23 protein-coding genes are annotated in these 26,267 nt (G+C 40.3%); 10 read left to right on the forward strand and 13 right to left on the reverse strand.

What is annotated here, in order from left to right; translation table 11 throughout:
- Nucleotides 1-5: 5 nt before the first annotated feature.
- Nucleotides 6-668: a tRNA (guanosine(46)-N7)-methyltransferase TrmB gene (gene trmB / locus ACQK2H_RS11235; RefSeq protein WP_425391538.1), complete on the reverse strand. Its 663-nt coding sequence runs from the start codon at nt 666-668 to the stop codon at nt 6-8.
- A gap of 31 nt (nt 669-699) precedes the next feature.
- Here trmB and ACQK2H_RS11240 point away from each other — a divergent pair, with 31 nt between their 5' ends.
- On the forward strand, nt 700-1,227 hold the full coding sequence (locus ACQK2H_RS11240) for a hypothetical protein (RefSeq protein WP_425391539.1): 528 nt from the start codon (nt 700-702) through the stop codon (nt 1,225-1,227).
- Here ACQK2H_RS11240 and ACQK2H_RS11245 read toward each other — a convergent pair.
- The 8 genes from ACQK2H_RS11245 to holA form a co-directional block, all read right to left on the reverse strand.
- On the reverse strand, nt 1,224-2,441 hold the full coding sequence (locus ACQK2H_RS11245; protein WP_425391540.1) for a bifunctional folylpolyglutamate synthase/dihydrofolate synthase: 1,218 nt from the start codon (nt 2,439-2,441) through the stop codon (nt 1,224-1,226). The genes ACQK2H_RS11240 and ACQK2H_RS11245 overlap by 4 nt on opposite strands.
- Complete coding sequence (locus ACQK2H_RS11250; protein WP_425391541.1) at nt 2,438-3,241, reverse strand: hypothetical protein; 804 nt, start codon at nt 3,239-3,241, stop codon at nt 2,438-2,440. Before ACQK2H_RS11250 ends, ACQK2H_RS11245 begins: the two co-directional genes overlap by 4 nt.
- Complete coding sequence (locus ACQK2H_RS11255) at nt 3,241-3,630, reverse strand: ExbD/TolR family protein (RefSeq protein ID WP_425391542.1); 390 nt, start codon at nt 3,628-3,630, stop codon at nt 3,241-3,243. Before ACQK2H_RS11255 ends, ACQK2H_RS11250 begins: the two co-directional genes overlap by 1 nt.
- A gap of 6 nt (nt 3,631-3,636) precedes the next feature.
- Entirely contained in the window at nt 3,637-4,311 is a 675-nt protein-coding gene (locus ACQK2H_RS11260; protein WP_425391543.1) for a MotA/TolQ/ExbB proton channel family protein, read from the reverse strand.
- A 71-nt stretch (nt 4,312-4,382) separates the two neighbouring features.
- Nucleotides 4,383-5,591 carry a hypothetical protein gene (locus tag ACQK2H_RS11265; protein ID WP_425391544.1) on the reverse strand — a complete coding sequence of 403 codons (1,209 nt, stop codon included), beginning with the start codon at nt 5,589-5,591 and terminating at the stop codon, nt 4,383-4,385.
- A 60-nt stretch (nt 5,592-5,651) separates the two neighbouring features.
- Nucleotides 5,652-7,310 carry a hypothetical protein gene (locus tag ACQK2H_RS11270; RefSeq protein WP_425391545.1) on the reverse strand — a complete coding sequence of 553 codons (1,659 nt, stop codon included), beginning with the start codon at nt 7,308-7,310 and terminating at the stop codon, nt 5,652-5,654.
- A 1-nt stretch (nt 7,311) separates the two neighbouring features.
- Nucleotides 7,312-10,248 carry a tetratricopeptide repeat protein gene (locus tag ACQK2H_RS11275; RefSeq protein ID WP_425391546.1) on the reverse strand — a complete coding sequence of 979 codons (2,937 nt, stop codon included), beginning with the start codon at nt 10,246-10,248 and terminating at the stop codon, nt 7,312-7,314.
- Nucleotides 10,249-10,301: 53 nt separating this feature from the next.
- Complete coding sequence (holA, locus tag ACQK2H_RS11280) at nt 10,302-11,324, reverse strand: DNA polymerase III subunit delta (protein ID WP_425391547.1); 1,023 nt, start codon at nt 11,322-11,324, stop codon at nt 10,302-10,304.
- A 33-nt stretch (nt 11,325-11,357) separates the two neighbouring features.
- On the opposite strand from holA, the gene ACQK2H_RS11285 reads away from it, so the two are divergent.
- Nucleotides 11,358-13,766, forward strand: coding sequence for an ATP-binding protein (locus ACQK2H_RS11285; RefSeq protein ID WP_425391548.1), 2,409 nt, complete (start codon nt 11,358-11,360; stop codon nt 13,764-13,766).
- Here the strand turns inward: ACQK2H_RS11285 and ACQK2H_RS11290 are convergent.
- On the reverse strand, nt 13,749-14,132 hold the full coding sequence (locus tag ACQK2H_RS11290) for a response regulator (RefSeq protein ID WP_425391549.1): 384 nt from the start codon (nt 14,130-14,132) through the stop codon (nt 13,749-13,751). The two genes, ACQK2H_RS11285 and ACQK2H_RS11290, sit on opposite strands and share 18 nt — an antisense overlap.
- 317 nt (nt 14,133-14,449) lie before the next feature.
- Between ACQK2H_RS11290 and ACQK2H_RS11295 the strand changes: the two genes are divergently transcribed.
- Nucleotides 14,450-14,935 (forward strand): hypothetical protein, encoded by a 486-nt coding sequence (locus tag ACQK2H_RS11295; protein ID WP_425391550.1) that lies wholly within the window; start codon nt 14,450-14,452, stop codon nt 14,933-14,935.
- Here the strand turns inward: ACQK2H_RS11295 and ligD are convergent.
- A complete protein-coding gene (gene ligD, locus ACQK2H_RS11300; RefSeq protein WP_425391551.1) occupies nt 14,932-17,244 on the reverse strand; it encodes a non-homologous end-joining DNA ligase in 2,313 nt (770 codons plus the stop codon). The two genes, ACQK2H_RS11295 and ligD, sit on opposite strands and share 4 nt — an antisense overlap.
- Before the next feature lie 103 nt (nt 17,245-17,347).
- On the opposite strand from ligD, the gene ACQK2H_RS11305 reads away from it, so the two are divergent.
- Nucleotides 17,348-19,591, forward strand: a complete 2,244-nt coding sequence (locus ACQK2H_RS11305) for a helix-turn-helix domain-containing protein (protein ID WP_425391552.1) — start codon at nt 17,348-17,350, stop codon at nt 19,589-19,591.
- Between the two features lie 235 nt (nt 19,592-19,826).
- A complete protein-coding gene (locus ACQK2H_RS11310) occupies nt 19,827-20,288 on the forward strand; it encodes a hypothetical protein (RefSeq protein ID WP_425391553.1) in 462 nt (153 codons plus the stop codon).
- 17 nt (nt 20,289-20,305) lie between these two features.
- Here the strand turns inward: ACQK2H_RS11310 and ACQK2H_RS11315 are convergent, their stop codons facing one another.
- Entirely contained in the window at nt 20,306-20,920 is a 615-nt protein-coding gene (locus ACQK2H_RS11315) for a histidine phosphatase family protein (protein ID WP_425391554.1), read from the reverse strand.
- 28 nt (nt 20,921-20,948) lie between these two features.
- Between ACQK2H_RS11315 and ACQK2H_RS11320 the strand changes: the two genes are divergently transcribed.
- The 5 genes from ACQK2H_RS11320 to ACQK2H_RS11340 are packed head-to-tail and all read left to right on the forward strand — an operon-like array spanning nt 20,949 to nt 25,273.
- Nucleotides 20,949-21,386: a hotdog fold thioesterase gene (locus tag ACQK2H_RS11320; RefSeq protein WP_425391555.1), complete on the forward strand. Its 438-nt coding sequence runs from the start codon at nt 20,949-20,951 to the stop codon at nt 21,384-21,386.
- On the forward strand, nt 21,387-22,550 hold the full coding sequence (locus tag ACQK2H_RS11325; protein ID WP_425391556.1) for a chorismate-binding protein: 1,164 nt from the start codon (nt 21,387-21,389) through the stop codon (nt 22,548-22,550). It begins immediately after the preceding gene.
- 35 nt (nt 22,551-22,585) lie between these two features.
- The gene (locus ACQK2H_RS11330; protein WP_425393137.1) at nt 22,586-22,804 is read left to right on the forward strand and encodes a PLDc N-terminal domain-containing protein; all 219 of its coding nucleotides are present in this window, start codon (nt 22,586-22,588) and stop codon (nt 22,802-22,804) included.
- Nucleotides 22,804-24,444 carry a 2-succinyl-5-enolpyruvyl-6-hydroxy-3-cyclohexene-1-carboxylic-acid synthase gene (gene menD / locus ACQK2H_RS11335; protein ID WP_425391557.1) on the forward strand — a complete coding sequence of 547 codons (1,641 nt, stop codon included), beginning with the start codon at nt 22,804-22,806 and terminating at the stop codon, nt 24,442-24,444. Before ACQK2H_RS11330 ends, menD begins: the two co-directional genes overlap by 1 nt.
- On the forward strand, nt 24,425-25,273 hold the full coding sequence (locus tag ACQK2H_RS11340) for a 1,4-dihydroxy-2-naphthoyl-CoA synthase (RefSeq protein WP_425391558.1): 849 nt from the start codon (nt 24,425-24,427) through the stop codon (nt 25,271-25,273). Before menD ends, ACQK2H_RS11340 begins: the two co-directional genes overlap by 20 nt.
- A gap of 57 nt (nt 25,274-25,330) precedes the next feature.
- Here ACQK2H_RS11340 and ACQK2H_RS11345 read toward each other — a convergent pair whose 3' ends face one another.
- Nucleotides 25,331-26,254, reverse strand: a complete 924-nt coding sequence (locus ACQK2H_RS11345) for a FecR family protein (protein WP_425391559.1) — start codon at nt 26,252-26,254, stop codon at nt 25,331-25,333.
- Between the last annotated feature and the right edge of the window lie 13 nt (nt 26,255-26,267).

Genomic DNA, 26,267 nt, shown 5'->3' on the forward strand with positions numbered 1-26,267 from the left:
AGGGTTCAATCAACTAAAAACCGAAACTTCATGTACTTGATCTTCTCTCCTTTTTCCGTCCAGATGCGCTCGTATTTGGTTTTGATACCATGATGCTCATCCATCATAGGTGAGTTGTACAGATCGAAAGTGAATTCATGGTCTCTTATCTTAAAGTCTGTCAACACCTGAAGGGTGTATTCAAATAACTCGGTATTGTCCGTTTTGAATTTAAACCAGCCATCCGGTTTTAGAATTGCCCGATACTTTTCCAAAAATGCTTTATTGGAAAGACGATGCTTTTCATCCCGATCCTTTGGTCTGGGGTCAGGAAAGGTGAGCCAGATTTCATCCACTTCTGCTTCGTCAAATAGCGACAAGATTTCTATGATATGCGTACGTAGAAAAGCCACATTATCCAACCCATTTTTTTGAGCATATTGGCTTCCCTTCCAAATTCGATCGCCTTTAATATCTATTCCGATGAAATTTTTTTCAGGGTATTTTTCTGCCAATGAAATGGTGTATTCACCCCAACCGCAGGCTAATTCGATGACAATATCATTCTCATTCTGAAAAAACGCATTCCAATTACCTTTAATCTCACTGTATAGTTCTTTTCCAGGCTCAATGACATTTCTGCTTGCTTTATTTTGTGCAAACTTTTCTAACTTATTTATCTTACCCAAGGTATTATCTTTTCAATTAAAATATCCGATCATGAAAACCAGTATTCTCCTATCCATTGCTATGCTTTTTGCCCTTAATGCCTACTGTCAGGTAAATGAAGCCGAAGTAGTAAAAGCAGTAGATGATTTAACCATCAGTTGGGACAATGAAGCTAAGAAGCTGCAAACTTATGAAGGGTTAGGCAGTTTTTGTGGTGAATCTGCTTACCGAAAGAAAATTATCGGGATGCTTGATGAAATCCATCATTACGACACGCTGCTCTACGGAATAGTGACTCGCAAATTCGAGGCAAATCAAGACCCTGAAGCAAAAGCGACACTTGATGATATAGAAACACTGGAAAGTGAATATACCACTAAGTCGTTTAGACGATTTATTCATCAGGAATGTAATACCTACAATGACATTGAAAAGAATCTGGGTCGAGCGAAAGGCCCTGAGTACAAGAAAGAAGTAAAAGTATTGGAAGATGAGCTCAAGAAGTATGTGGTTGAAATAACCAAACAGATAGACCTAATCGACGAGCATGTGCATCACCTGCATTTAGGAGAAGATTAGAGATTATCCACCTCGGCTACAACAAAGGTGCTTCCTGTTACAAGAATTAAATCTTGGGGTTGCGCCTTTTCTTTTGCACTTTGTATTGCCTCATTTACGTCTTTAAAGCATTCTCCTTCGACCTGATGTATGATTCCTTGAATAGCTAGTTCTTCAACTTCCAGTGCTCGTGGCACATGTGATTGCGTCCAATAGACTACAGCATCTTTAGGAAAAGCTGAGAAGATTGAGCTAAGCTCTTTCTCTTTTACTGTACCAAACACCAAATGCAATCTGCCTTGACAGATACTCTCGACCTGTGAAAATAGAAGCTTTAGCCCATCCACGTTGTGACTAACATCAGCTATTAAGAGTGGCTCCTCATCTAACACTTGCAGCCTGCCTTTAAGTCCGGTCAATTCATTACTATTTTCTACGCCTTGTATGATATGCTCAGGCTTTATCTTCCACCCTTGACGGATAAGTTCTTGTATGACAGATTCGATACCTCCCATGTTTTTAAGGAAATAACTGGGTACCAGGTTCTTCGGTTTCCAGTTAGAAATGCCTGCTTTAATTAAAATTGATTCGTTGTTTTCAGCTATTTGCTCAAATATGGGTGCGGTTTCAGGAAGGGTCTCACCTATTACCACAGGTACATGTCGTTTAATGATGCCTGCTTTTTCAGCAGCGATTTTTTCAAGGGTATCTCCCAGCAGATCCATATGGTCATATCCGATATTGGTGATCAGACAAACCTCAGGAGTGATCACATTGGTGCTATCCAATCTGCCTCCCAGACCTGTTTCGATTACCGCAATATCAACATTCTGCTGAACGAAATAATCAAAAGCCATTGCAACGGTAATTTCGAAAAAAGAAGGCTCTATGTTCTCTATAGCCGGTTTTATCCTATTGACAAAATCAACTATAAATGCTTCTGAAACTTCATTACCATTGATTTTAATTCGCTCAGTGAAGTTCTTTAAATGTGGCGATGTGTATAATCCCACTTTATATCCTGCCGTTTGTAATACAGCAGCAATTCCGTGTGCGCTTGTACCCTTACCATTGGTTCCGGCAATATGAACACTCTTGAATTTATCCTGGGGGTTGTCCAGGTACTCCATCAGTTTGATCGTATTGACAAGATCTGCTTTATATGCCTTCTTCCCTACCCGCTGATACATGGGCAATCGAGTAAATAAGTACTCGAGAGTCTGATCGTATGTCATCTGGATCTAATAATAAATGTAATGGTACCAGTGGAAAGTGCAGGAACTTTGCTTCCTGGTGTTTGACTAAAAGTCAGTTTTTCAATAGCTCGTCTATATTTAAGTTGAACAGCTGGAGAAACAGTAGATTTTATTGGTTTTATCCCACGAATTTCACCCCTTTCATCGACAATAATTTCAAAAACGATTGTGCCTGACTCATCGGAAGTGTCATCAGGTTTTGGTTCTGAATCCCATTTCCAACCTGCTAGGGAAAGTTGCGCTCCTTCTGAATCGCCTGTGTTTGGCCCCTGACTTCCATAAATAGCTCTTTGATCCACTTCTCTCTCTTCTTCTTTTCCTTCGGAAGGGTTGTCACTTTTTTCCTCTGATTTGGTCTCTGACGGATTCATTACTGCACGCGTATCCACTTCTTCTTTTGTCTCTTCTACGACTTCCTGTTGCTCCACGTTTGATTCCTCAACTTTCACAGGAGATTCCGACTCGGATACTACTTCCGGCTGCTGATCTGTGGCTTCTGTTGTTGTTGGTTGCTCTTGAACTACCTCCTCTGTCTCAGTTGATTCCTCTACATCATTTGTTTCCTCTTCTTCCGGAGCTTCTACTGAAGGAGATGAAGTGCTGGGTGCACCTGCTGAAGTTGTAAACCCAAGCTCAATTCCATATTCAGGGATAGGCGGAAATGGTTCTTTCCATGCCACAATAAAATAGAACAGAATCAGCAGTACCAATTGAACCCCTATGGTTGTCAACCAACCAATGCGTTTGTTCTTTTCTTCTTGTTTCTCTCTTTCGTCCATCACTCTGGTTTCGTAGCTATCGAAACTTTAGCTTTCAATGAAGTTGCAATTCCTGCAACTTCCACTAATCGTTCTACCGGAACAGCGGAATCACAATGCAATACCACTATGCCTTCTTTACCGCTCAGGTTTGATCTTAAGACAGACTCTAACCCGGATCGACTCACCCGTTTATTGTTAACGAAGTAACTAAGGTCTTTGGTTATTGTAACACTCACCTTCTGCATCACGATTTCGGATGACTTAGAGGAAGGTAGATTGACAGGAAGCCCAGAAGGCGTAATAAAAGAGGCCGTAAGCATGAAGAAGATCAACAACAGAAATATGATGTCTGTCATTGATGACATGCTAAAACTAGCATTCACCTTATGTTTTGATTTCAGATCCATGAGCGCCTACTTTTTAGGTTCTTGCAAAAGGTCAATAAAGTCTATAACGTTAGACTCCATTGTGTGGATCACTTTCCCAACTTTCGACACAAGATAATTGTACCCTAAGTATGCTAAAATACCAACAAACAGACCAGCTGCAGTGGTAATCATTGCCTCATAAATTCCCGACGAAAGGAGCTTAGGGCTTACAGCCCCTTCTTCCTGCGCGATGGCAATGAATGCCTGGATCATCCCTGTCACAGTGCCAAGGAAACCAATCATAGGTGCAGCTCCTGAAATAGTAGCCAGCAAATTCAGGTTCTTTTCTAATCGATAAATCTCAAGCTTACCTACATTTTCGATACTAACCTCGATGTTCTTTAATGGATTCCCGATTCGGGTGATCCCTTTTTCAATCATTCGGGCAACAGGTGTGTCTGTTTTACCGCAAAGCATCAGTGCCCCATTGATATCGCCTGCAATAACCAGTGATCTAATTTGGTCTTTAAAAGATTCAGGAGTCTTTGCAGCTGCACTCAAAGTGCGGGTACGTTCCACGAAAATGTAGATGGCAACCATCCATAATAAAAGGATGGGTATCATCATATACCCACCATTTGTAAGAAGCTCTAATAAAGAGATTGATTCTTCTGATTCCAGACCCTCTACAAGAGGATCCTGCATAACACTAATAAGCATATTGTTCTTTTATCTTGAGTTTAAATGAATGGAAATTCCACTCAATCAGATTGAACGTAAAACTTAGTACACTAGTATCTCAGAATCCAAATATCCTGTCCATACTGGTCTTTAAACCCATTAACAGCATTCTGAGCGCCTGCTAGCGAGCCATAGCTGGAAATTGCCACTCGATGAGTAATTGCATTACCGAATGGAGGAATAATAGATGGACTTTTTCCTTCGCTTGAGAGCTTATTAGCATAATCCATCGCCATGTCACCATCCAAGAAACTACCAATCACAATATGGTAATTTCCCGTTCTGTCAGTCAATGAATTAACTGTTCCAGCCGTCTGCTGAACCTGTTGAGGCTCTTGTTTGGCAGGTTGCTTCCGTGCAGGCTGTTGTGTTCTTGCAGGCGTGGCATTATTCTCTGCCTGATTATTGGAAGGCTGGCTTTCCTCTTCTTTAGCCGCGCCACTATTTTCTTCTTCCGCAGGTTTAGCTTGCTCTTCGACTGGTTTCTCCTCCGGTTTTTTAGCGGCAGGTCTTTCCGCTCGCTCAGCCACAGGTTGAGCTTCGCTCTCTCCCTCGCCACTTAATGGTGCCATGAAATAAAAGATTGCTCCTAATGCAGCAAAAATGAGCACACCAAAGATCACCACCTTGGCAAACTTGGATTTGTTTTCTGACGGCACATTATCTGCCTGGAATGTAGGAATGTCTTCAGTAGTTTTCGCCTCTGTGTCCATCAATTCCTGCTCAAATTGAGCAAACTCATCTTCATCTAACACATCACTATCAAAAACGGAATCAGGCACTTCTTCACCATCGCCTTCCATATCAGATTCAAAATCATCAAAAGACTCTTCTTCATAAAAATCCTCCATCTCTTCTTCTGAAGGATCGTCTGAGGAATCGTCAGAAGCTAAATCTTCATCTGAGACATCCGGCATATCATCATCTCCTAAATCATCTAAAGATGCTTCAAGTTCTTCATCAGATATTTGGTCAGGGATATCTTCATCATCCATATCCATGTCCATGTCGTCCATATCCATTGACTCATTATCAAAGACAGAATCATCAGAAGCTTCGTCTTCTGTCTCTTCAGGGGTCTCCTCTGGAGCGCTAGCGGTAGGCTCCTCAACCTCTTCAGTTACTTCTTCTTCAGTTTTTTCATCACTATCATCATCATCTTCCAATGCTTCATAGTCTAACTCCGGAAGACCGAAATCCTCATCATCACCGAAGAAATCGTCATCATCTCTGTCTTTGTTCTTATCGTCTGTAGCCATAGGTTTATTTTATTGACCGAACCAAGATAAAATAAAATTCATTATTAGGAAATATTAGTGTCAGAAACGGTACTGACCACCAATTTTGAAAGCGAGTCCTCGGATCGGGTACCCCAAATATCGTTCGTATTCATTATTAAGCAAATTATTTACGTCAATGAATACTGATGAACGTGGAGATAGTAGATATTTAGCACTGATCCCAACATCCGTAAAGGCAGGAAGCTTCACGTATCCGAAAGGAACGTCTGCTGGTCCACGGATTCCTCCCATACTGGTGAAAAAGGCGGATACAATCAATTTTTCGCTGATATTGTGACTTGTAAAAGCCTTCAAAATATACGCTGGTTTATGCCATGGCCTATCAAGTGAACTTAAATTGTAGCTATTCAATTCAAGACTCATTCCATAATTACTTGTAGCATTTGGCATGTAAGAAATGCTGGATTTAAACTGTAATAAATTGATGGTCTCTGTATCGTAAGCCAACACATATTTAGATGAATCACCGGATGAAGGCACAAAAAATGGAAGACCATTTAAAGAAAAGTGTGTCAGGGAAGTTCTCAAAAGCATGTTTTTCACAGGATTTCCTTCCAATCCGCCTCCAATACTAAAGGTATTTTCTGTGTTGATTATCGCAAGAGAGTCATCCAAAAAGCTATTCTGAGTAAAGAGGTTAGTCAAACTATTCCATTGAACACCACCTTCAATGGTACCAAATACGGTCCAGTTCTCCGATATCGAATAATCCGCTTTGATTTTTGGATAGATCTTTGTTTCTGATACTTCATTCACCATGTTTGATGACAAAATGAAGCCTGCCCTAAGAGATAATTTATCTTTTTCGTGCGAAACCCAAGGGTTAATATTCAATAATGACCTATTATATGTAAGTCCACCTTTATAGTTAGCAACATATCCATTGATTGATAGACCTGCATTAAACACCTCATCAATTTCATACTTTAGGAAAGCATCTGTTCCAAAGAGGTTTTCACTATTTCCTTCATTTGAAGGGCTGATTGATTGCTTGGTACTAGAAAAGTGAGGTCTTATCGTGATCTCTATATCCCTTTTCTCCCAGCCAAGATTTAAATCCGTCATGAAATCAGTGATAGTCCCTCTTTCAGGGTCTGTTGAATCAAATCCAGCGTTCACCCGATTTGTATTCCCATAATATTTATAGCGATTTTGATTAAAGGAAAGTGAGGGCGTTATCGTAAAACTCTTTTGAAGGTATGTGCTAGATAATGCTACTCCTCCCTCAGCGTTTCCACTGTTATCAGCATTAACTGGCCCTGTTTTAAAGCTCTCATAATACAACTTCGCTTGACTATCCCATTTTCCTATTGAATGAAACAGCCCTGCTTCCAATAATGGAGAATTATAATTACCATACCCGAGCTTAACGTAGTTTTGAAAGGCAGCCTCCGGATATGTTTCTTCTGTAGTTTGAAATGGAACATCAGATTTGTAGTCCGGCCACTCAAAATTGGGCTCTCTTATGTCAAAGGATACATTAAGCGGCTTATTATTATAATCCTTCAATGAGCTTCGTAAGAAAATCTTATCTGCCTGTGGTAATACGATTCGCTTATCTTTCTCAATAACTACCTCACCGGTAAGTATTTCCCCTTTTTCCGTACGGGTAGAGTCGTTCTGTGCCAATAATGACCCACCATATACCAAGCAAAAAATTGTAATTATCAACCGCATGCTATTCTTCATTTTTAGTGATGGTATCAGAATCAATGGTGTCTTGTTCAATTTGATTTAATAATGTGTCAGCTTCCGATTTGACTTCTTCATTTTTGGCGTGCTGAATAATGGATCTCAAAGTAGCTTTTGCCTGAAATAGTTCTTCCATTGTGATGTAATTTCTGGCAATCAAGAGATATGATCGATCGATCCAGTCCTGGTAACTTCCATAGGCTGCATTCAGGTCAAATAAGGTGTTGAGAGATTCCTCATGCTTTCCTTCGTTATACTGGATTAATCCAATATTGTAACCTGCCTCAACTGCAAATACGTCCTTTCCCTCAGCCAGCATTTGAAACTGTTCTAAAGCCGAATCAACATTACCTAGTTTCATCAAACTGTTTGCCTTGACCAGCCTGGCCTCTTGCTCAGCATTCAACGGTTTCCATGTGGATTGGATGATTTCATCAGACTGGTTAATCGCATCTTGATAGCGATCGTTTTCATAATAAAGAGACATTAAACCACGCCTTGCGTTGTAAGTGTCCTTAGGGTTTAGGTCTAAGTCAAGTAATAATTTAAACGCTTCTTCAGATTCACTTACATCCGACAATTGGCGATTGATATCTCCTAATCGATTTAGAATGCGACCGGTGAACGCATTTCTGACATATTTCAATTCATTGAATACTCGCTCCGATTCCTGATATTTTTCCAATCGATAATAGGCATCAGCTAAATAGTATTTGGCTTCTAAATTGTTAGAACTGGATGGGTAGTTTTTCAAAAACTTTTCAAATGATTTTACAGCCTGATCATAGGCAAAGTCAAAGTATTGTCGTTTAGACGCTTCAAACTCTATTACCTCCAAACTTCCACTGTTAGGATTGGCTTTTTTGTAGGTGTCAATGAATGATTCCAGATTGCCAACCTCAATTCCTGCTTGTTGCAATTCCTGTAAACCTAAAATTGCGTTTAAAGCAATTTCTTCCGTCGGATATTTGTTGAGAATACTTAAATATTCATTTTTAGCTTCTCCCAGCTCACCCAGGTTTTTATAGGAAATTCCCCTATTGAGTATAGATTCCAAAACTGAAGGTGAGTCAGGGAATCTATTAATTACCTGACTGAAGTTTTCAATTGCCTCACTGAACTTTGCAGCCTCGAAGAAGACCATGCCTGACTCAAAACGTGCTAGTGCTCCATATCTGGTTGATGAAAAGATTGTTCTAAATGCACGAATGGCCTGATCATCATTCCCCAGATTCCTGTACGTCTTCCCTAGCTGAAAAGTAACGTACGGTGAGTTGAGTTGATTTTGTAAGTTTTGATAAATGGATGCTGCTTGGTCATAAGACTTGGTCGCAAACAGACAATCAGCCAGGCGCACCGCAGCATCTTGTTGAATCTCTTTTTCAGTGGCATTCCTCGCATTTCTGAAATGACTAATGGCTGCTTCATATTGTTGCTGATTATAATATGCATAACCGATTCCATAATGTGAGAGTGGATCAATCAGTGTTTGTTTCTGATAGTGGTTAAGTGCTTGTTTATATGCTCCTACTCTCAAAGAAATCTCTCCTAAATGGTAATAACTCCGGTTTGTGAGCATGATATCCTCCGGGTGCTTCAAACTTTCCAGAAACCATTTTTTCGATAAATCAAATGCTGCATCATTAAACAGCAACAATGCCTTTTGAAAAGTGACTACCTGATAGACTTCTTTTTGTGTCGAAGTATTAATTCCTGATGATTGCAGATGCTCAATGGCAAGGTCGTAATTGGATGTACGTAAATAAGACTGAGCAATCAAATTCTGCATTTCTACTTTCCACTGACCAGAATTGAATTGATCCAGGTAATCGGAAGCATACTGAATAGCTTCAGAGTAGTTTTCCAGTTTGGTATGTATTTGAGCAGACTGATAGTAAGCTTCCTCTTTGATAACATCATTATCAGCTGCGGATGCTTCTATATATGCAAATAAGGCATCTTCCAGGGCTCCTTTCTTCAAGTAAAGCCTTCCTAATTGAAAGGCACTTAGCTGAGCATACTCTCCGCCCTGAAGACCGGCTTTAGTCAGGTATGATATGGCTTTATCTTCATTCCCGATCTTAAACTTGGAAACCCCTGCCTGATAATAGAGAGCAGAAGTAGGCCGACCAGGATGTAATTGAATTGCTCGTTCAAAATAGGCATCTGCTTTTTGAGTATTGTTCTTAAGAGCATAAGCCTCACCAATGATTTGATAAAAACCGGAATTGGTAATGGAAGCCTCTTCAGATAGCTCCCCCTGAGCAAGCTCAATTACCTGATCCAATTGTCCATTCTCAAGTTGTATTTTAGCTATAAAAAATTTAGATGAAGTACCATACTCATTAGTACTTGATGATTTTTCGAACCCTTCTAGAGCACGTTCCCAGTCATCTAAATGATAACTAGCATAGGCTTCATAATAGTCCAAAGCTGCCGTATTTGAAAATCCATTCTTACGAGCAAATTGAAAAAGGCCTTTTGCATTTTTATAGTTACCACCAGCTAACTGATGCAAACCGTAGATATAGCCATATGAAGCTTTATCTTGGGTGGAGAGCTCAGAAGCTGTAATTGATGACAGGTATTCTTTACTCTTCAGTGAATCTTTTTGATAGAAGTAGAACTCTCCCAGGTGATAAGCAACGAATGGCTTGATGGGGTGATTTTCATTTTGATGATACCATGCTTCTATTTTGGAAGCATCTCTTTTTCCCGTTTTTAACTCACTGAGCAACAACAGTATTTCTTCACCATTGCTCCGCTGTGGTTGGCTTTTGAGACCTCCAATAACAGACTGATATTTTCTGGCTTGAAACTCCTCGAATGCTTCTAAGCCGGCAAAGTCATTACTGGAAAATGAATTCTGGGCGGATAATGAATAGGTGATTAAACCTAGTATCAGGAATAATATCTTTTTCAATACATTACTGTTTTTGACCATCAAATGGAACGTAATTTTTTTGGCAAATTGTATCAATTCATCAATTTGTATACCAACTCTGTTAAAACCGGACCCTCTTTTTTTGTTGCATAGCCGATCCCCTTTGACTGCAAATCGGCTTCATGCAGATATTTAATGTTTTGAACCACCTTTCCGACCGGATAATTTCTTGCCGCCTGTAAATACTCTTTAACAAAGAATGGATTCACTCCTATGGTAGAGGCAATAGCTCTTTCATTTTTATCCGCTGAATTATGAATCAATAACAACTTGCTGAAATATGAAAAAAGACTGTAGATGGTTAAGACGAGAGGATTATTGCTTGGATTGGCAGCAAAATAGTCGGCAATTTTGTGTGCCTTTTGTTTGTTCAAAGCACTAAGCGCTTTTTGCAGCTCAAAGATGTTGTAGTCCTTGCTTATTCCTACGTATCTCTGAACCATGGCCGAAGTAATCATTTCTCCATCTTTTACATTCAGTAATAGCTTTTCTACTTCATTGGCGAGTCGCTGAAGATTATTGCCAATGTTTTCAGATAGCATCATAACTGCACTATCATCGATCTTTACTCCCTGACTAACACAATAGTTTTTTATCCAATCCGGAACCTGATTGTCGTAGAGCTTCTTAGCGTGGAGAAAAACAGTGTTCTTTTCAACCACCTTTCCAAATTTGGTTCGTTTGTCAACCGTTTTATACTTGTACCCAAACACTAGAATGGTACTGGCCAGCGGATTTTCCAGGTAGTTAATGACCAGATTTTGTTTATCTTCATTTTTCCAGTCACGCATTTCCTGAGCTTCCTTCACAATCACTACCTGACGCTCCCCCATCATTGGGTATCTTCTTGCGGCACCAATAACATCAGTAAGTGTAGTATCTTTACCGTATAATATCACTTGGTTGAAGCTGCGTTGGCTTTCTTCCAAAGCGTTATTTTCTATATTTTCAATTATATTGTCAATAAAGAACGTTTCCTCACCTTGGAGGAAATAGACAGGCGCGAAGGATCCGCCATTGATGTCTTTCAAAATTTGCGAATAGTCTGATGCCATAATCCAAAGGTAAGGGCTACCTTAGATATTGGAATGAGGAAATATTTTTTTCTGTTTGTAATTGTTACGTGTATCAGCCCGTGTTTCGGACAAAGTGACCAGCTGGACAGCCTCATATCCTCTTTGAGTGAAATTGAAAATCATGATTCTACCTATGTAAATGCATTAAATGAGATTGCTTTCAGGTTCAGTATGACTGATCAGCAACAGTCTATCTATTATATCAACCAAGCGATTTCCATAGCAAAGGATATTGGTTACGAGCAAGGATTAATCCGTGCTACCACGATCAAAGGTAGTAGTTTCCTGGTGGTGGGACTTCCTGATCAGGCACTCGCCTTTTACCTGGAAGCCTTATCCTATAATGTATCAAAATATCCACTTGATCATGTCAGGTTGAATAATAACATCGGTGAAGTTTATCGACGAAAGGGAGTATTTGATTCCAGTTTAACCTATTTCAATCGGGCCTTGACCCTTGCAATTGAAAAATTACCTGAATATCAGCCTGTTATCATTTACAATAACCTAGGTGAGGTTAGTCTGATGAAAGGAGAAATTGACATGGCTGAAAGGTATTTCACACTTTGTCTGGACAATGCGCTAAGCACCAATCATTTTCGAGGAATTGGTTACGGCTACTTTGGACTGGCAGAATGTGCCTACCTGAAAGGAGCGAAGAAAAGAGCGATTGATTTGATGAGAAAGTCAATTGAAAACAGAATAATCGCTGATCATAAGCGTGGGTTGATTCAATCATATTTACAAATTGGAGACTATTACTTAAGTGGAATTAGTACCGATAGTGCACAATACTATTGGAGGAAAGGAGAAGCGCTTGCTAAATCCTTTGAAGCAAATGATCTGCTAAATCAAGCATACAACAAACTCTACACTTTTCATCTCAGACGAAATGAAATACAAGATGCAGCATTCTATCTTGAGAAGCACAAGAACTTAGGAGATAGCATCAGAAACGCTGAATTTATCTCCAATGTAGAAAAAATGAAATCAGCGCTGCAATCTGAGTTGGTTCTAGCTGAAAACAAGTTATTGAGACAAGAGCAACAGCAGCTGAAGGCTGAGGAAGAAGCAAGACTGATTGTTTTTGTGTTAGCCATTTTTATAGTTGGTGGATTGGGCTTTTCAAGTTATCAATACCGAAAGCGCCAAAAAAAGATTAAAGAAGCTAGCAGGGAAGCAAAGTTCACCAATACCCTTTTGTCATTATCAAAAGAGCTTAACAGCGATACGCTTAATCTCGATTCATTTATCCAGGGTTTACTGGAACAATCTAGAAAAGCAATAAAGTGTGATCGTGTGACATACTGGCTTTATCAAAAAGACAGAAATGTCGTCATCTTAAATGCGATCAACTCAAAACAAGAAGCTTCCACCATCCCAAGCAAAGAAATAAGTCTGAATGATTTTCCTGATTTTTTCAAGGATTTCGTAAATAATAGAACACTAGCCGTAAATCAAATTAGTAAAGATGACCGATTAAGAGATATCTATTATCAGTATTTTAAATCGGCAGGAATAGAGTCGATCTTAAATGCCCCGGTATTTATAGATGGTGAATTTGCAGGGTTCATCTCGTATTCTATGTTGAAAAATAAATACCGTGATTGGACAGTAAATGAAGAGCGATATGTTGGTTCGCTGGTGGACCTGATCATCACAGCAATCGCAAAATACAGAAGCAATATTCTGGAAATAGAAAAAGAAGAGCTCATTCAAAAACTGAAAAGTAGAAATAAAAGTCTTCTTGAATTCAATAGTGTAATCAGCCATAATTTAAGAGAACCACTTACTCAAATCATTGGATTTTCTGACTTGCTAAAAGACGAAAATGAAGTCTCGCTCTCAAAAGATATCATTGACAAAATTGGTCACGCTTCGAATCGTATAGATAAGGTAATCAAGGAATTGAGCACGGTACTTAATGTACAAGACCCAACTCCTTCAGACTATCGAGAGCTTTCTATTGAGCGTGTGATAAAAGAAGTTCTTGACCTTCTTAAACCGGAGTTGACAAATCAAAATATCACAATTGATCAAAACCTGGAGGTAAAGAAAATAAAATCTTTCAGGCCATTCTTAGTAGACGCTTTCTATCACATTCTTAGCAATTGTATAAAGTTTTCGGATCCATCAAAAAGGCTTCACATTCAGATCAAGAGCTATGAAGATGATTTACATAAATACCTTGTCATCTCAGACAATGGCAGAGGGATGAATTTCAACAAAGTTGGAGATAAACTTTTCAAAATGTATCAACGATTCCATCTGGATGTTGAAGGTCGAGGAATGGGACTTTTTATTGTGAAGTCCAGAATAAATGCGCTAAATGGCTGGGTAAGAATTGAAAGTGAAGAGGGAGTAGGAACGGCCGTTAACATCGAGTTTCCTCAGGAAACGACCTCAGTTGAGATGGTTTGACACCAATTCATTTATCATTTCAATGGACAGTGGCTTGGCCTTATAATCAATGATTCCTTTCTTTTCCTCTGCAAGCTGTTTATCAGCCGGATTGATTGAAGAGGTTAGAATGACAATTTTATTCGAATTGTTTTTATCCAAGGTATGATAATGATCTAAAAACTGCCAGCCGTTCATTATTGGCATATTCACATCCAATAGTACGAGTGACTCATCTTCCTCAGAATGATTATTCGAGAAAAAATTAAGCGCATCTTGTGCTGAGTCGAATGAAACCACCTCATCGACTAATTTAGACCGCTCGATGATTAATTTATTTAGATAATTCGTCGTTTCATCATCATCAATCAAAACGATTCTTTTCATCCGTTCTTCCATTTGCTGGCGATAAATAATGTCAATATAATATTATTTAATTTTAAAGTCATCCAAATATAATTAACGGTACGTTAGAAAAAATGTGAGGAATCCAGTAAAAACACATTAGTTAATATACCTATCAATGCCTTAATTAATCTGTGCCAGACTTACAATCTATTTAGCCCAAGTATTTATAATTTAATAATAACGTACCTCTACTGTTAAACTCATTTTATGTAGTTGTCATACTTGTGTCAAGTTTGCTTTCATTCCTTTACTTTTTCTTTCGTTTTTAGCTTGTTTGTGGATCAACACAACTAGCCATGAGAAACCTATTAATTATTATCTTGATACTGATTTCAGGACTTCTTGATGCCCAGGCCAATGATCCCGAAGAGGGTTATGTTATTATCCGATCAGACACCATTTATGGAATGGTCAAAATTAATTTTGAGTCTGGTACTATTTTGATTCAGCAAGACTCAATCAATAGGATGTTTCTAAGTGATATTGAGAAAGTCACCTTGTTGAACGAGCATCGTGATACCTATATCCCGATTTACAAGGAAGGTAATACTACCTTTTACAAGGTTCTCATCTCAGGTGATCATCCGTTGTTAGAGGCAGGTGAATTGTTTTTTACAATGATTAAGGGCGATTTTATACGTGTGAGTGAGGAAAAAGACTTATATGATATTTTCGGGAAGAGGGATGTAAAAGACTACATCTTTTTAAGAAACATCCAGTTATCACAATCAGGTGGTATGATTGATGTTTTTCGATATTTCAACAAGCACGAATCGTTCTAGGTCAACTCAGCAAGCTTCTTAAAAACCGGATCTCTGAATGTGCCATTATCAGTGATCATGGAGTATTCTACTTCGCATACTAGCTCCGGCTTCAACCAAACGGTCTTTTTCTCTTCATGCACTTCTCCTTCTACAGGCTTTTCAGCAGAGACTAACTCAACAAATTGCTTTGTCAACGACTTTAGCAATGCATCATCAAATCCTGTACCAACCCTACCTCTGTAAATCAGATCATCACCATCCTTCTCAGCAAGTTGCAAAGATCCAAATGATCGTTCACGCTCCCCTTCACCTTGTGTAAAACCAATGATGTAGCAGTCTTTCGTTTCCTTTACTTTCACTTTAATCCATGCATCACTTCGCTTGCCGGGAGTATATCTCGCATCAATTCTTTTGGCGACAATGCCTTCTATACCATGGGCTTTTGCAGCTGCAAACAAGGCCTTACCATCTTCTTCAGATTGACTGATCCGGTAGTTGGTCTCTCCCACTCTAGTAGAATCGATCATCCACCACCTTCTGCGGTCTTGCGGGTCGTTCATTAAAGAGCGACCATCTAGATACAGGCAATCGAACAAGTAGCAATAGGCTGGCGATCGCTTAGATTCATAGTCAAAATTTTTCTTGCTCATCAATCGCTTGATCACCTTCTTGAAATTGGCTTTTCCCTCTTGATCGAGGCACACAATCTCACCATCAAAAATGGCGTTGTTGATACGGAAAGCCTGCTCAGGAATGTTCAGTTCCGGAAACTGCTCGGTGATGTCATTGCCATTTCGGCTATAGATCTTCAATTGACCTTCATTCAGGTGAATTAATGCTCGAATTCCATCCCACTTCAGTTCATAATAGAAGTCACCCAGCGGCACACGTTTTGATGCATCGGCCAGCATAGGTTTCATTACCTGGTCCAATAGATTTTGCTGTGGGGTATCTACACGCTCCAATAACCACTCCTTGTCTTTCATCAGATGCATACGGTACTCCGCACTGAGTTGCTTACCTGAAAGCCTGAAGTAAAAGCCATTCTTTTTCTCTTTAGTGATTTCATACCGTCCTGTAGCGTAAACCCACATCATACCACCCCCATACTCTCCTTTGGGTATTTCACCTTCAAATGTCAGGTATTTTAAGGGGTGATCTTCTGTTTGTACTGCTAAGCGTTTAACCCCAGGAACCGGAGGCATGCCGCGTGGTATCGCCCATGATTTTAGTATTCCATCTTGTTCTAGCCTCAAGTCATAGTGCAAGTGAGAGGCATGATGTCGCTGAATACAAAACCGACTACCTGGTGCATCATTTTCAGACAATAGCGGCTCAGGAGTCTTATTAAAATCACGTTTCTTTTCGTAATCGGATAATTGCTCCGGTGTTTTGTGTCGTTTATTTGGCGGTAATTCTTTCGCGACAACCGCACGCTTATCTGTATGCAATGGAGTTGCCCAGCCACGGATCTGTTCCCAGGCATCTCCTTTTTCCATCACTCTAGCCAATGTGGTTTTAATATTCCACTGATTTAAATCTTTAAGTTGATCTAGCTCATCCCATTCAATGGGTGTTGAAGCAGTTGCTCCCAATTTTCCTCTTAAGCTGTAGGGACATACAATGGTCTGTGAGGGACGATTACGATAGATATCTACCAGTACCCGTCCCTTTCGTGCTTCCTTTTTAATATGTAGGGTGGTTTGATTATGCTTTTGGATAAAATCTGAAGCGATCTTCTTGGCTGCCTGAAAACATTCCTCAAAAGTATATTTCGCCTCTACAGGTGTTACTAAATGCAATCCTTTCCCTCCGGTGGTCTTTACAAATACATGATAATTATAACGCTCCAGGTGTTCTTTTAAAGCAAAGGCTATCTGCTTCAAATCTTTTAAAGGAAACGAACCATCCTCCGGAGGATCCAGGTCATACACAATGTAATCCGGCTTATCGCTGTGTTCTGAAAAGCTGTGTATCTGGTGAATCTCCAAACAAGCCAGATTTGCTAGCCAAACCAATGTAGCATCTTCTTTAGCTACCACATACTCTTTCTTTCGCTCCTGCCCAAGTCTCTTATAATCGATCCAGTCGGGTGTCCAGTCAGGGCGATGCTTTTGAAAGAACTGCTCGCCATAGATGCCATCCGGATAGCGAACCAAAGAGAGTGCTCGTCCTCTGATATGATTGAGGATAGTTGGGGCCAGTTTTAGGTAGTATTCAATGATTTCGGCCTTAACGATCTCATCCTCGGGATAAAGGACTTTATCCAGGTTGGAAAGTTCTATAACGCGTTTCCCTACCTCCGCATGGATCTTTTGCTTGGCCATGAAGTAATATTAGCATTTTCTTTGATTTCACCCCTTATGGTAATAAATAGACCCTAAAATAAATTCAGGGTGACTAGCAGATGATGAAACTACTCATGGATATATGAGTCATTCTGAACTTGTTTCAGAATCTAAAGCCCTAAATAATGTAGAAAAGGTAATTGCAACTATCTTCGTCCTCATGAACCACTTCAGTGATGCTGCAGAGCTGGCAGCTAACTACGTTAACACAACCAATCGACATATCTTCCTGACTGGAAAAGCTGGGACAGGCAAGACCACCTTTCTCAGAAATATCATCCGAAATACTTACAAAAATGCGGCAGTGGCGGCTCCAACCGGCATTGCAGCCATCAATGCAGAGGGTGTTACGCTTCACTCATTGCTCCAGCTACCCTTTGGTGCCTATATCCCGGAAGATATCCCTTTCGCTGAGCGAAACATTCAGGTCAACACCCCCTCATCGCTTTTCAGAGAAGCCAAATTTGGAGCTCAAAAAAGGAAGCTGATCAATGAATTAGAGCTACTTATTATTGATGAGGTGAGTATGCTGCGTGCAGACCTGCTGGACTGTATTGATGCCACCTTGAGGAAACTGAGAAAACGCCGATTTGATCCGTTTGGTGGCTTACAAATACTCTTCATCGGTGACCTGATGCAACTACCCCCGGTAGTCAAACAAGAAGAAGCTGCTCTCCTACGTCAGTATTATGCTTCTCCTTATTTTTTTGAAGCACGCGCACTGAAAGAAAACCCGCCCATCCGGGTCGAATTAGATAAGGTTTACAGACAAAGTGATCAGTATTTCATCGACTTACTCAACCGTCTAAGGCACAATGAGTTGGAGTATGATGATGTAGCCATGCTGAATGAGAAGTTTCAGGAAGATGTCTCTGAAATGGAGGGATATATTCACCTAACCACTCATAATCGAAAGGCTGATAAGATCAATTCGACGAGACTGGAGGACCTCAATTACCCAACAGTGAATTTTGACGCGGATCTATCCGGAGACTTCCCTGAAAATGCGTATCCATGCGAACCAATTCTTCAATTGAAAGAAGAGGCTCAGGTCATGTTCATCAAAAATGATCCTACGGGAAAAGGACAATTTTTCAATGGAAAGATTGGTAAAGTATCAAGTCTGGAGGATGGAATCAAAGTGACCTTTGAAGATGGAACCGAAGTACCAGTTGAGCAATATGAATGGGAAAACGTTCGATATGTATTGGACAAAACCACCAATGAAGTAGACAAGAAAGTACTTGGTACGTTTAAGCAATACCCGCTCAAACTTGCGTGGGCAGTCACCATTCATAAATCCCAGGGACTGACGTTCGAAAAAGCCATTCTGGATTTAGAAGGGACCTTTGCTGCCGGTCAGCTTTACGTTGCTTTATCACGCCTTACCTCTTTGGATGGACTGGTGCTTAGCAGTCCTTTGCCTAAACGATCACCATCGATTGATGAACAATTGAACCACTACATCTCCAGCTTTGAAGGAAAGGACAAGCTGGCTGAGAACTTCGAACGGGATCGGATGCGTTTCATTTCGGAATTCACGGAACGTGCGTTTCTTTTTGATCCGATGCTTAGAGAGTTGGTGGCTCATAAAAAGACTTTCAATAAAGATGAAAATCGGTCATTGAAACAAAAGCAACTTCCCTGGACCGATGAGCTGATCAATGCTGCTTTTCCATTGAAAAATGTAGGGGAAGGCTTCATTAGACAAGTAAATGGAATTTTAGCACAGAAGGATCTCCACCAACTTGCAGAGCGGATGAGCAAGGCATCTGCCTATTTTGAAGAGAAGCTGACAGAACTGATCGAACGAATCACACAGCAGCATCGCATGCTGAAAACACAAACGCAGGCTAAGACTTACCGAGCAGAGCTGGTAGATATTAAAGATTTACTCGCCTCACACCTTAGACAGATTGTTAAACTGAATTTATTAGTACAACATATCAATGAAGGTGTGCCCCTGACGAAGGAAAAGCTTAAATCCAACAAACAGCTTAACTCGGTTCAAAAAGCAAGCGCGAAGGATAAGACCCCCACTGCGGAGATCAGTTATGAGATGTATAAAGAAGGGAAGTCCATCAAGGTAATTGCCGAAGAACGAGGATTGGCAGAAGGAACCATTGAAAGCCATCTGGCTAAGTATGTAGAGCTAGGTGAACTGGACGTTACTGATTTTGTTAAGCCTAGCCGATTGAAAAATATCCTCAAATGCTACGACGAAGGGCTAACCAAATCCGGGGAGATCAAAGGGGCACTTCCGGATAGCTATAGTTGGGGTGAGATTAAGATGGGGTTGGCGCATGCAGTGTCAAAAACTGATTAATAAAAGATAATGAGATCGCTTCGGTGCACTCGCGATGACGTTCTCAATTTATAACCGTCATTGCGATGAGGAACGAAGAAGCAATCTCATCAATTTAGATTCGATTCTAATAATATGGTCCAAGCAGACACTTGGACTAGTGAGGGGAAAAATGATGGGGTTGGCACAAGGAGTAAAGGAGTCCTGACAGGTTTCAAAAACCTGTCAGGATTTGTTCAGTTTAAATCATTGAAAAATGTTTGATGAAGAAGATGACATACCGGATAGCAGAAACCTTCCCATTTTCAAAAAGGGAATGGAAATCGCTGAGCTTGTTCGTGCATTAGTGGATTTGATCCCTGAGGATAATGAAATATTAAGGGAAGTTGGTGTTTGGATGATGAATGACGCCCACAATCTTGCGGTGAAAGTCTCTGGAGCTGAAGCTGGTGATTTATATGATATAAAAATGGAATGCGCTGCGATCATCAGAAAATCTGCCAGAGAACTTATCGTTCAAACCCATAGTCTCGAAATGCATGGTTTTGAAGAAACACAGTATTTCCAACTCTTACGAGATGCAGTGGAAGAGTATCGACTGTTATTTATTGATTGGGTTGAAAGTTTTGATGCTTGGAATTACATCATAGACCGATGGGGACTATTTAACCCTCCGGGAGTAGGCCCTCATGACGAAGACCCTGATGAACTTTATTAGAAAGGGCAATAGTAATACTATCCAACCAAATGTTCGATCTGATTAAAGTCCTTTAGATAAAAGGTATCTCGCCGATATCCCAGCACATAATACGAGCAGTTATCATGCGGGAAGCCATCCATGTAATTCAACGGATAATTAAGGGTCCAGCATAGTAGCACACGCATCGCTCTTCCGTGCATGCAGATCAAAACATTTTCACCATCTGCTTCTAATACTTGCTCCATCGCTGCTTTTTGTCGCTCCATGACCTGAATAGGATTTTCCCCACCACCCACATTTAGGTGAAGCTCTCCCCTTCGCCAGCCATTAACTGTATCAGCATAAAGGTTCTTGGCATCATAAGATGCTTCTTTTCCTTCCTGATTGCCCCAACTGATCTCGTCAAAACCGTCTAAGGCTGTAACGGGTGTCCCATTACTCATAAACTGCCCCACGGTCTCATGTGTGCGCACCAAAGCAGAAGTAAACACACGATCGAAATGAACATTCTCAAATGCAGCTGCTGCTTTTTGCGCTTGTGCTTTACCGGTTTCATTGAGTGAGGCATTAACTCCCCGGCCCTGAACCATGCCTTTTTTGTTAAAATCTGTTTCTCCGTGTCGAAGTATGTAAATCGTCTTGTTTTTCAAACTGTGTTTATCTTGGTTTGCTGAACAAATGGCAAAAGAAAGAATTTTTCCAGACTACCTGGAACTAGATGCATTAAACAACATGTCGGAAGGCTGTATGGTTGAGCATTTGGGCATAAAATTTACCGAAATAGGGTCCGATTATTTAAAGGCTACCATGCCCGTAGATCACCGAACAAAGCAACCCATGGGGTTGTTACACGGAGGAGCTTCTGTTGCTCTTGCAGAAACCATGGGTAGTGTTGGAGCGACAATAACGGTGGATTTAGATAAGCAGTATGCGGTGGGTTTAGAAATCAACACCAATCACATCAAATCTGCACGCAGTGGATTGGTTACCGGTACAGCTAAACCCATCCATCTAGGACGAGGGACACAGGTGTGGGGTATCGAAATACATAATGAAGATGGTCAATTAGTTGCCATCAGTCGAATAACAATGGCTATTTTAGACCGCAAAGTATAAGTGACAAAGTTAGCGACCATATTACAACTTGAAAAGCCGGATATTCTTATTCGTCAGCTAGAACAGGCCGATTATTCGTTCGCAGTTTGGAAAAAACCCGGAGATGAAGCCATTCACACGTTCATTTCCTTAAAGGAGGTCAAGCAGTTGGAGAATTTTCAATTAGATGAATTGGAAGCTGGCTTTCTAATTAACTCATACGACGATAACCATCCCATTAAGCCATTCCACATTGCTGCTGATGTGATCATTAAAGCAAATGAAATATCAGTTGCTCCACATGTAAGCGATTCGCAGATTGATGCGTTTAAAAAGCGAATAAGGGAAACTAAAGCTTCAGATACAAAAGCCAGCTATCCAAAAAATGAAGATTCGTTCAATCCGTTTGAACAATCTGTAAGCAAAGCGATTGCAGAAATCAAGGAGGGTTCCTTCGAGAAAGTAGTTTTATCACGCTACCGCGATGAGGCATTGCCTGAAGACTTTTCAGCATGGTTTTTCTTTCAAACCATTTGCGAGAAATATGCCAATGCTTTTTGCAGCATATCGCATATTCCAGGAAAAGGTTTATGGATTGGTGCCACGCCTGAATTATTGATTTCAAATAATTCAGAACGATTCAAGACGGTTTCTTTAGCTGGTACCAAGCCTTTACATGATGATCAACAATTGAATGAAATCGCCTGGACGCAAAAAGAAATTGAAGAGCAAGCTCTTGTGAGCAGATATGTCATCAACTGTTTTAAAAAGATCCGATTAAGAGAGTTTCATGAGCACGGACCTAAGACTGTCAAAGCTGGCAGTTTGGCTCATTTGAAGACTGAGTTCATCGTGAAATATGAAGAAGTCCCGTTTGAAGAACTGGCCGATCAAATGCTAGAACTCCTCCATCCTACCTCTGCCGTTTGCGGAATGCCTATTGATCAAACCAAGCCATGGATTCAAAAGGAAGAAGCATATGATCGGGAATTCTATTCAGGATTTTTAGGCCCGGTGAATTTTGAGAACGCTTCAGATTTGTATGTAAATCTGCGGTGTATGAAACTAATGAATGGCATTGTAAGGTTTTTCGCTGGAGCTGGAATAACAGAAGATTCTAACCCTCACAAAGAATACGAGGAAACAGAAATGAAGATGAACATTCTTAAATCTAACTTACACTAATTATGGAATTATTTGAATTTAGTAATAAAACCATGATGATCCTCGGTGGTTTTTTTTGGCTGGCTGTCGTCCTTTGGATTTGGGCGTTGATTGATATTTTTCGCCTAAGCAAAAGTAGCTATGAAAGCCCTGCACCCTGGTTATTGTTGATCATTATATTTCCCATACTGGGTTCCATCTTGTTCTTTCAGATTGGCCAAAAAAGAATGAAAGAAAGTAAGCGTAGGTTCGATCCAAAGTTTAATCAACATTAGTGCTTCACCCCACCGTCTTCAATACTGCGCAGGTCTGCTTTCAATTGGGAGTAAAGTATGCGGTCATGTCTCCCGGATCGAGAAATGCACCACTAACCATTTCATTTGCTCGTCATGATGGCATAAAAAAGTGGATCATCCCGGATGAAAGGGCTGCCGGATTTGTTGCGCTTGGCATAGCTCAGGAAACTAAAACGCCGGTTGTCTTATGCTGTACTAGCGGCTCTGCGTTACTTAATTATGCACCAGCCATCGCAGAGACTTATTATCGTGAAATACCACTCATTGTATTATCCGCAGATCGACCACCAGACCTGATAGATCAACGTGATGGCCAGACCATTCGTCAGTTCGAAGCACTAAAGAATCATGTCAAGACTTCTCTCAAACTTCCAATCGTTTCTTCACTCACAACATCAAAGGAGTATGAGACACAGCTAATCAGTGGTGTTCAAGAATCCATGCTATTGCCAAAGGGACCTGTTCATATCAATATTCCATTCAAAGAGCCTTTCTATCCTGCTGAAAATCAACCATTAGCGTATACCCAGGTAAACATTAACCAACTAAATACTTCTAAAAAAGATTCTTCAGTTGAAATCGACCTTTTAGCATACAAAAGAGTACTAATCCTTTTAGGACAACATGATCCTCATCGAGAACTAGATAAAGTCATTCAGAAAATCGCTGATAAAATTCCTGTAATAAAGTCACCTCTGAATAACCTCAGTTTTGGAATTGAGCATGTAGATGGTTTTGTCAGTGATCAGGAAGAGCTAAAACCCGATCTGCTAATAACCAGTGGATTGTCCGTGCTCTCGAAGAAACTCAAGAACTACTTACGTAAGCACAAACCTGACAAACATTTTCATTTTGATCCGGCCGGGATTGAGGTGGATACTTTTCAAACGAGACCTGAGTTAGTAAGACAGCCGCTCCATAGTTTCTTAAAATCAATCAATCTTAACCATGTCGATGAGAGCTACCTCAGAGAATGGCAAGGATATGAGTCAGCAACTAAGCACGGGATTGAGGTATATACGAAAAAATCACTTTTCTCCGAAACAGCCGCGGCGAAGAACGTGTTAGCTTCGTTACCAGCTAATATTTACCTGCACTTAAGTAATTCTATGCCAGTTCGTTTTGCGGATTTATTTGGAGTGAAAAACGAAATTACCTGCTTTAGCAATAGAGGAACGAGCGGAATTGATGGATGTACCTCAACGATGGTAGGAACCAGTCTTGTTTCAGACCGAATAAATGTGCTGATCACAGGAGATTTAGCGTTTCAGTACGATCGCAATGCATTCTTTCACAACTATGACTTACCTAACCTGAGAGTCATTGTTTTGAACAATCAAGGAGGTGGTATTTTTCGCTTGATTGACGGTCCGTCCAGGCTTCCAGAGCTTGAAGATTACTTTGAAACGAGACATAATCGAACAGCAGAATATATTTGTGCTGAAAATGGATTTGAATACCTCAAAGTGACTGATGAGCTGTCATTAGAGAAGCATTTAAAAACATTCTATGATCCTTCTCAGTCAGCAAAGATTTTAGAAATTTTCACGAATCCTGAGGTAAACCAAAAAGTTTATAAAGAATTAAAAAACCATATAAATGAGCGAATCAACAATTGATTGGAAAGTAGCAACAAACTTTGAGGATATCACTTATAAAAAGTGTGGCAAAGTAGCCCGAATTGCTTTCAACAGGCCTGAAGTTCGGAATGCATTCCGACCAAAAACAGTGGCTGAGCTATACAAAGCCTTTCTTGATGCTAGAGAAGATGTAAACATTGGTGTGGTGCTTCTAAGTGGTGAAGGGCCTTCTCCAAAAGACGGAGGGTGGGCGTTTTGCAGTGGTGGCGATCAGAATGCCAGAGGACATCAGGGATATGTGGATGAAGATGGTATGCCGCGCCTTAATATTCTGGAAGTACAACGTTTGATTCGCTTTATGCCCAAGGTGGTTATTGCGGTTGTACCGGGCTGGGCAGTTGGCGGTGGACATAGTTTGCATACGGTATGCGACCTAACACTTGCCAGTAAAGAACATGCCATTTTCAAGCAAACAGATGCAGATGTAACCAGTTTTGATGGAGGATATGGATCAGCATATCTGGCAAAAATGGTTGGTCAAAAACGTGCACGAGAGATTTTCTTCTTAGGTAGAAATTATTCCGCTCAGGAAGCATTTGAGATGGGGATGGTTAATGCGGTTATTCCTCATAATAAACTGGAAGATGAAGCTTATCAATGGGCACAAGAAATATTAGCCAAGTCCCCTACTTCAATTAAGATGCTGAAGTTCGCTTTCAATCTAACGGATGATGGAATGGTTGGTCAACAAGTATTTGCCGGGGAGGCAACTCGTCTTGCGTACATGACAGATGAGGCGAAGGAAGGACGAAATGCTTTCCTGGAAAAAAGGAAGCCTAATTTCAATGACATCAAGTGGATACCTTGATATAAAAAAGCGTCCTACCATATTAAATGATAGGCCGCTTATTCCTGGTTGTATGCATTAACAACCTAGTCCTTTGAGAACAGCTTTGCCATCAGAATATTCATATTCGATTTTAAAGGTTCTCGAAATTATTTCAAGTGCTTCTTTTACTTTTTTCTTGTTGAATTTGGCAGTCAATTTACAGTTCTTAAAAGCAGGATTTTCAAACTGAACATCAATACCATAAACGTCCTCCAATATTTTCTCTACCTGTGACATTGGTGTGCTTTCAAACGTCATCACCTTCGTTTTCCAGGCCAGGTAATTGAGGTCACTATTGTTACGCTTTACAATGCCTACATTATTGTTAGTGATCAGTCCCATTTCACCTTTGGCTAATTTAACCGACACTCCATTTGAGCCATTAACGTCTTTTGTAAACTCAACCAGACCGGACTCTACACATACCTCTGTGGATGATTCCGAACTCTTAACTAAAAAAGAGGTTCCAAGCACTTTAATTAAAGCGTTATCAGTATGTATGATAAAAGGTCGTGATTCATCTCGCTCGATATTGAAATAGGCCTTACCAGAAACACTTACTTCTCTTACACTCTCATTCATCTTCAGAATTTCCATGGTAGATGATCCATGCAGTGCAATCTCACTCCCATCACTTAGCTCTTGATTCGTATATGTTGAATCGGTTTGATTTTGATTCAATACAAACAGCAATGAAATAGCGAGAACTAGTACAGCTGCACTCGCATACTTAACCCAATTTTTTAAAATAAATGGGACTTGCTTTGCCTGAGGCTCTCTTAAAATTTCGTTTAAAATATGCTTTGGAGCTGCAGTTTCCTGCTGGGCATCTACCCATACATTTTTAGCTTCAAAAAATGCATTTGCATTCGTTTTTGATTCCGATCTCCAGCTTTCAACCAATGTAATTTCGTCTTTGGTTGCTTCCCCAGAAAAATATTTTGCTAGTACTTCTTCCATTTTCTTCTTATCG

It is taken from the genome of Ekhidna sp., assembly GCF_965228795.1.
Lineage (GTDB): Bacteria > Bacteroidota > Bacteroidia > Cytophagales > Cyclobacteriaceae > Ekhidna.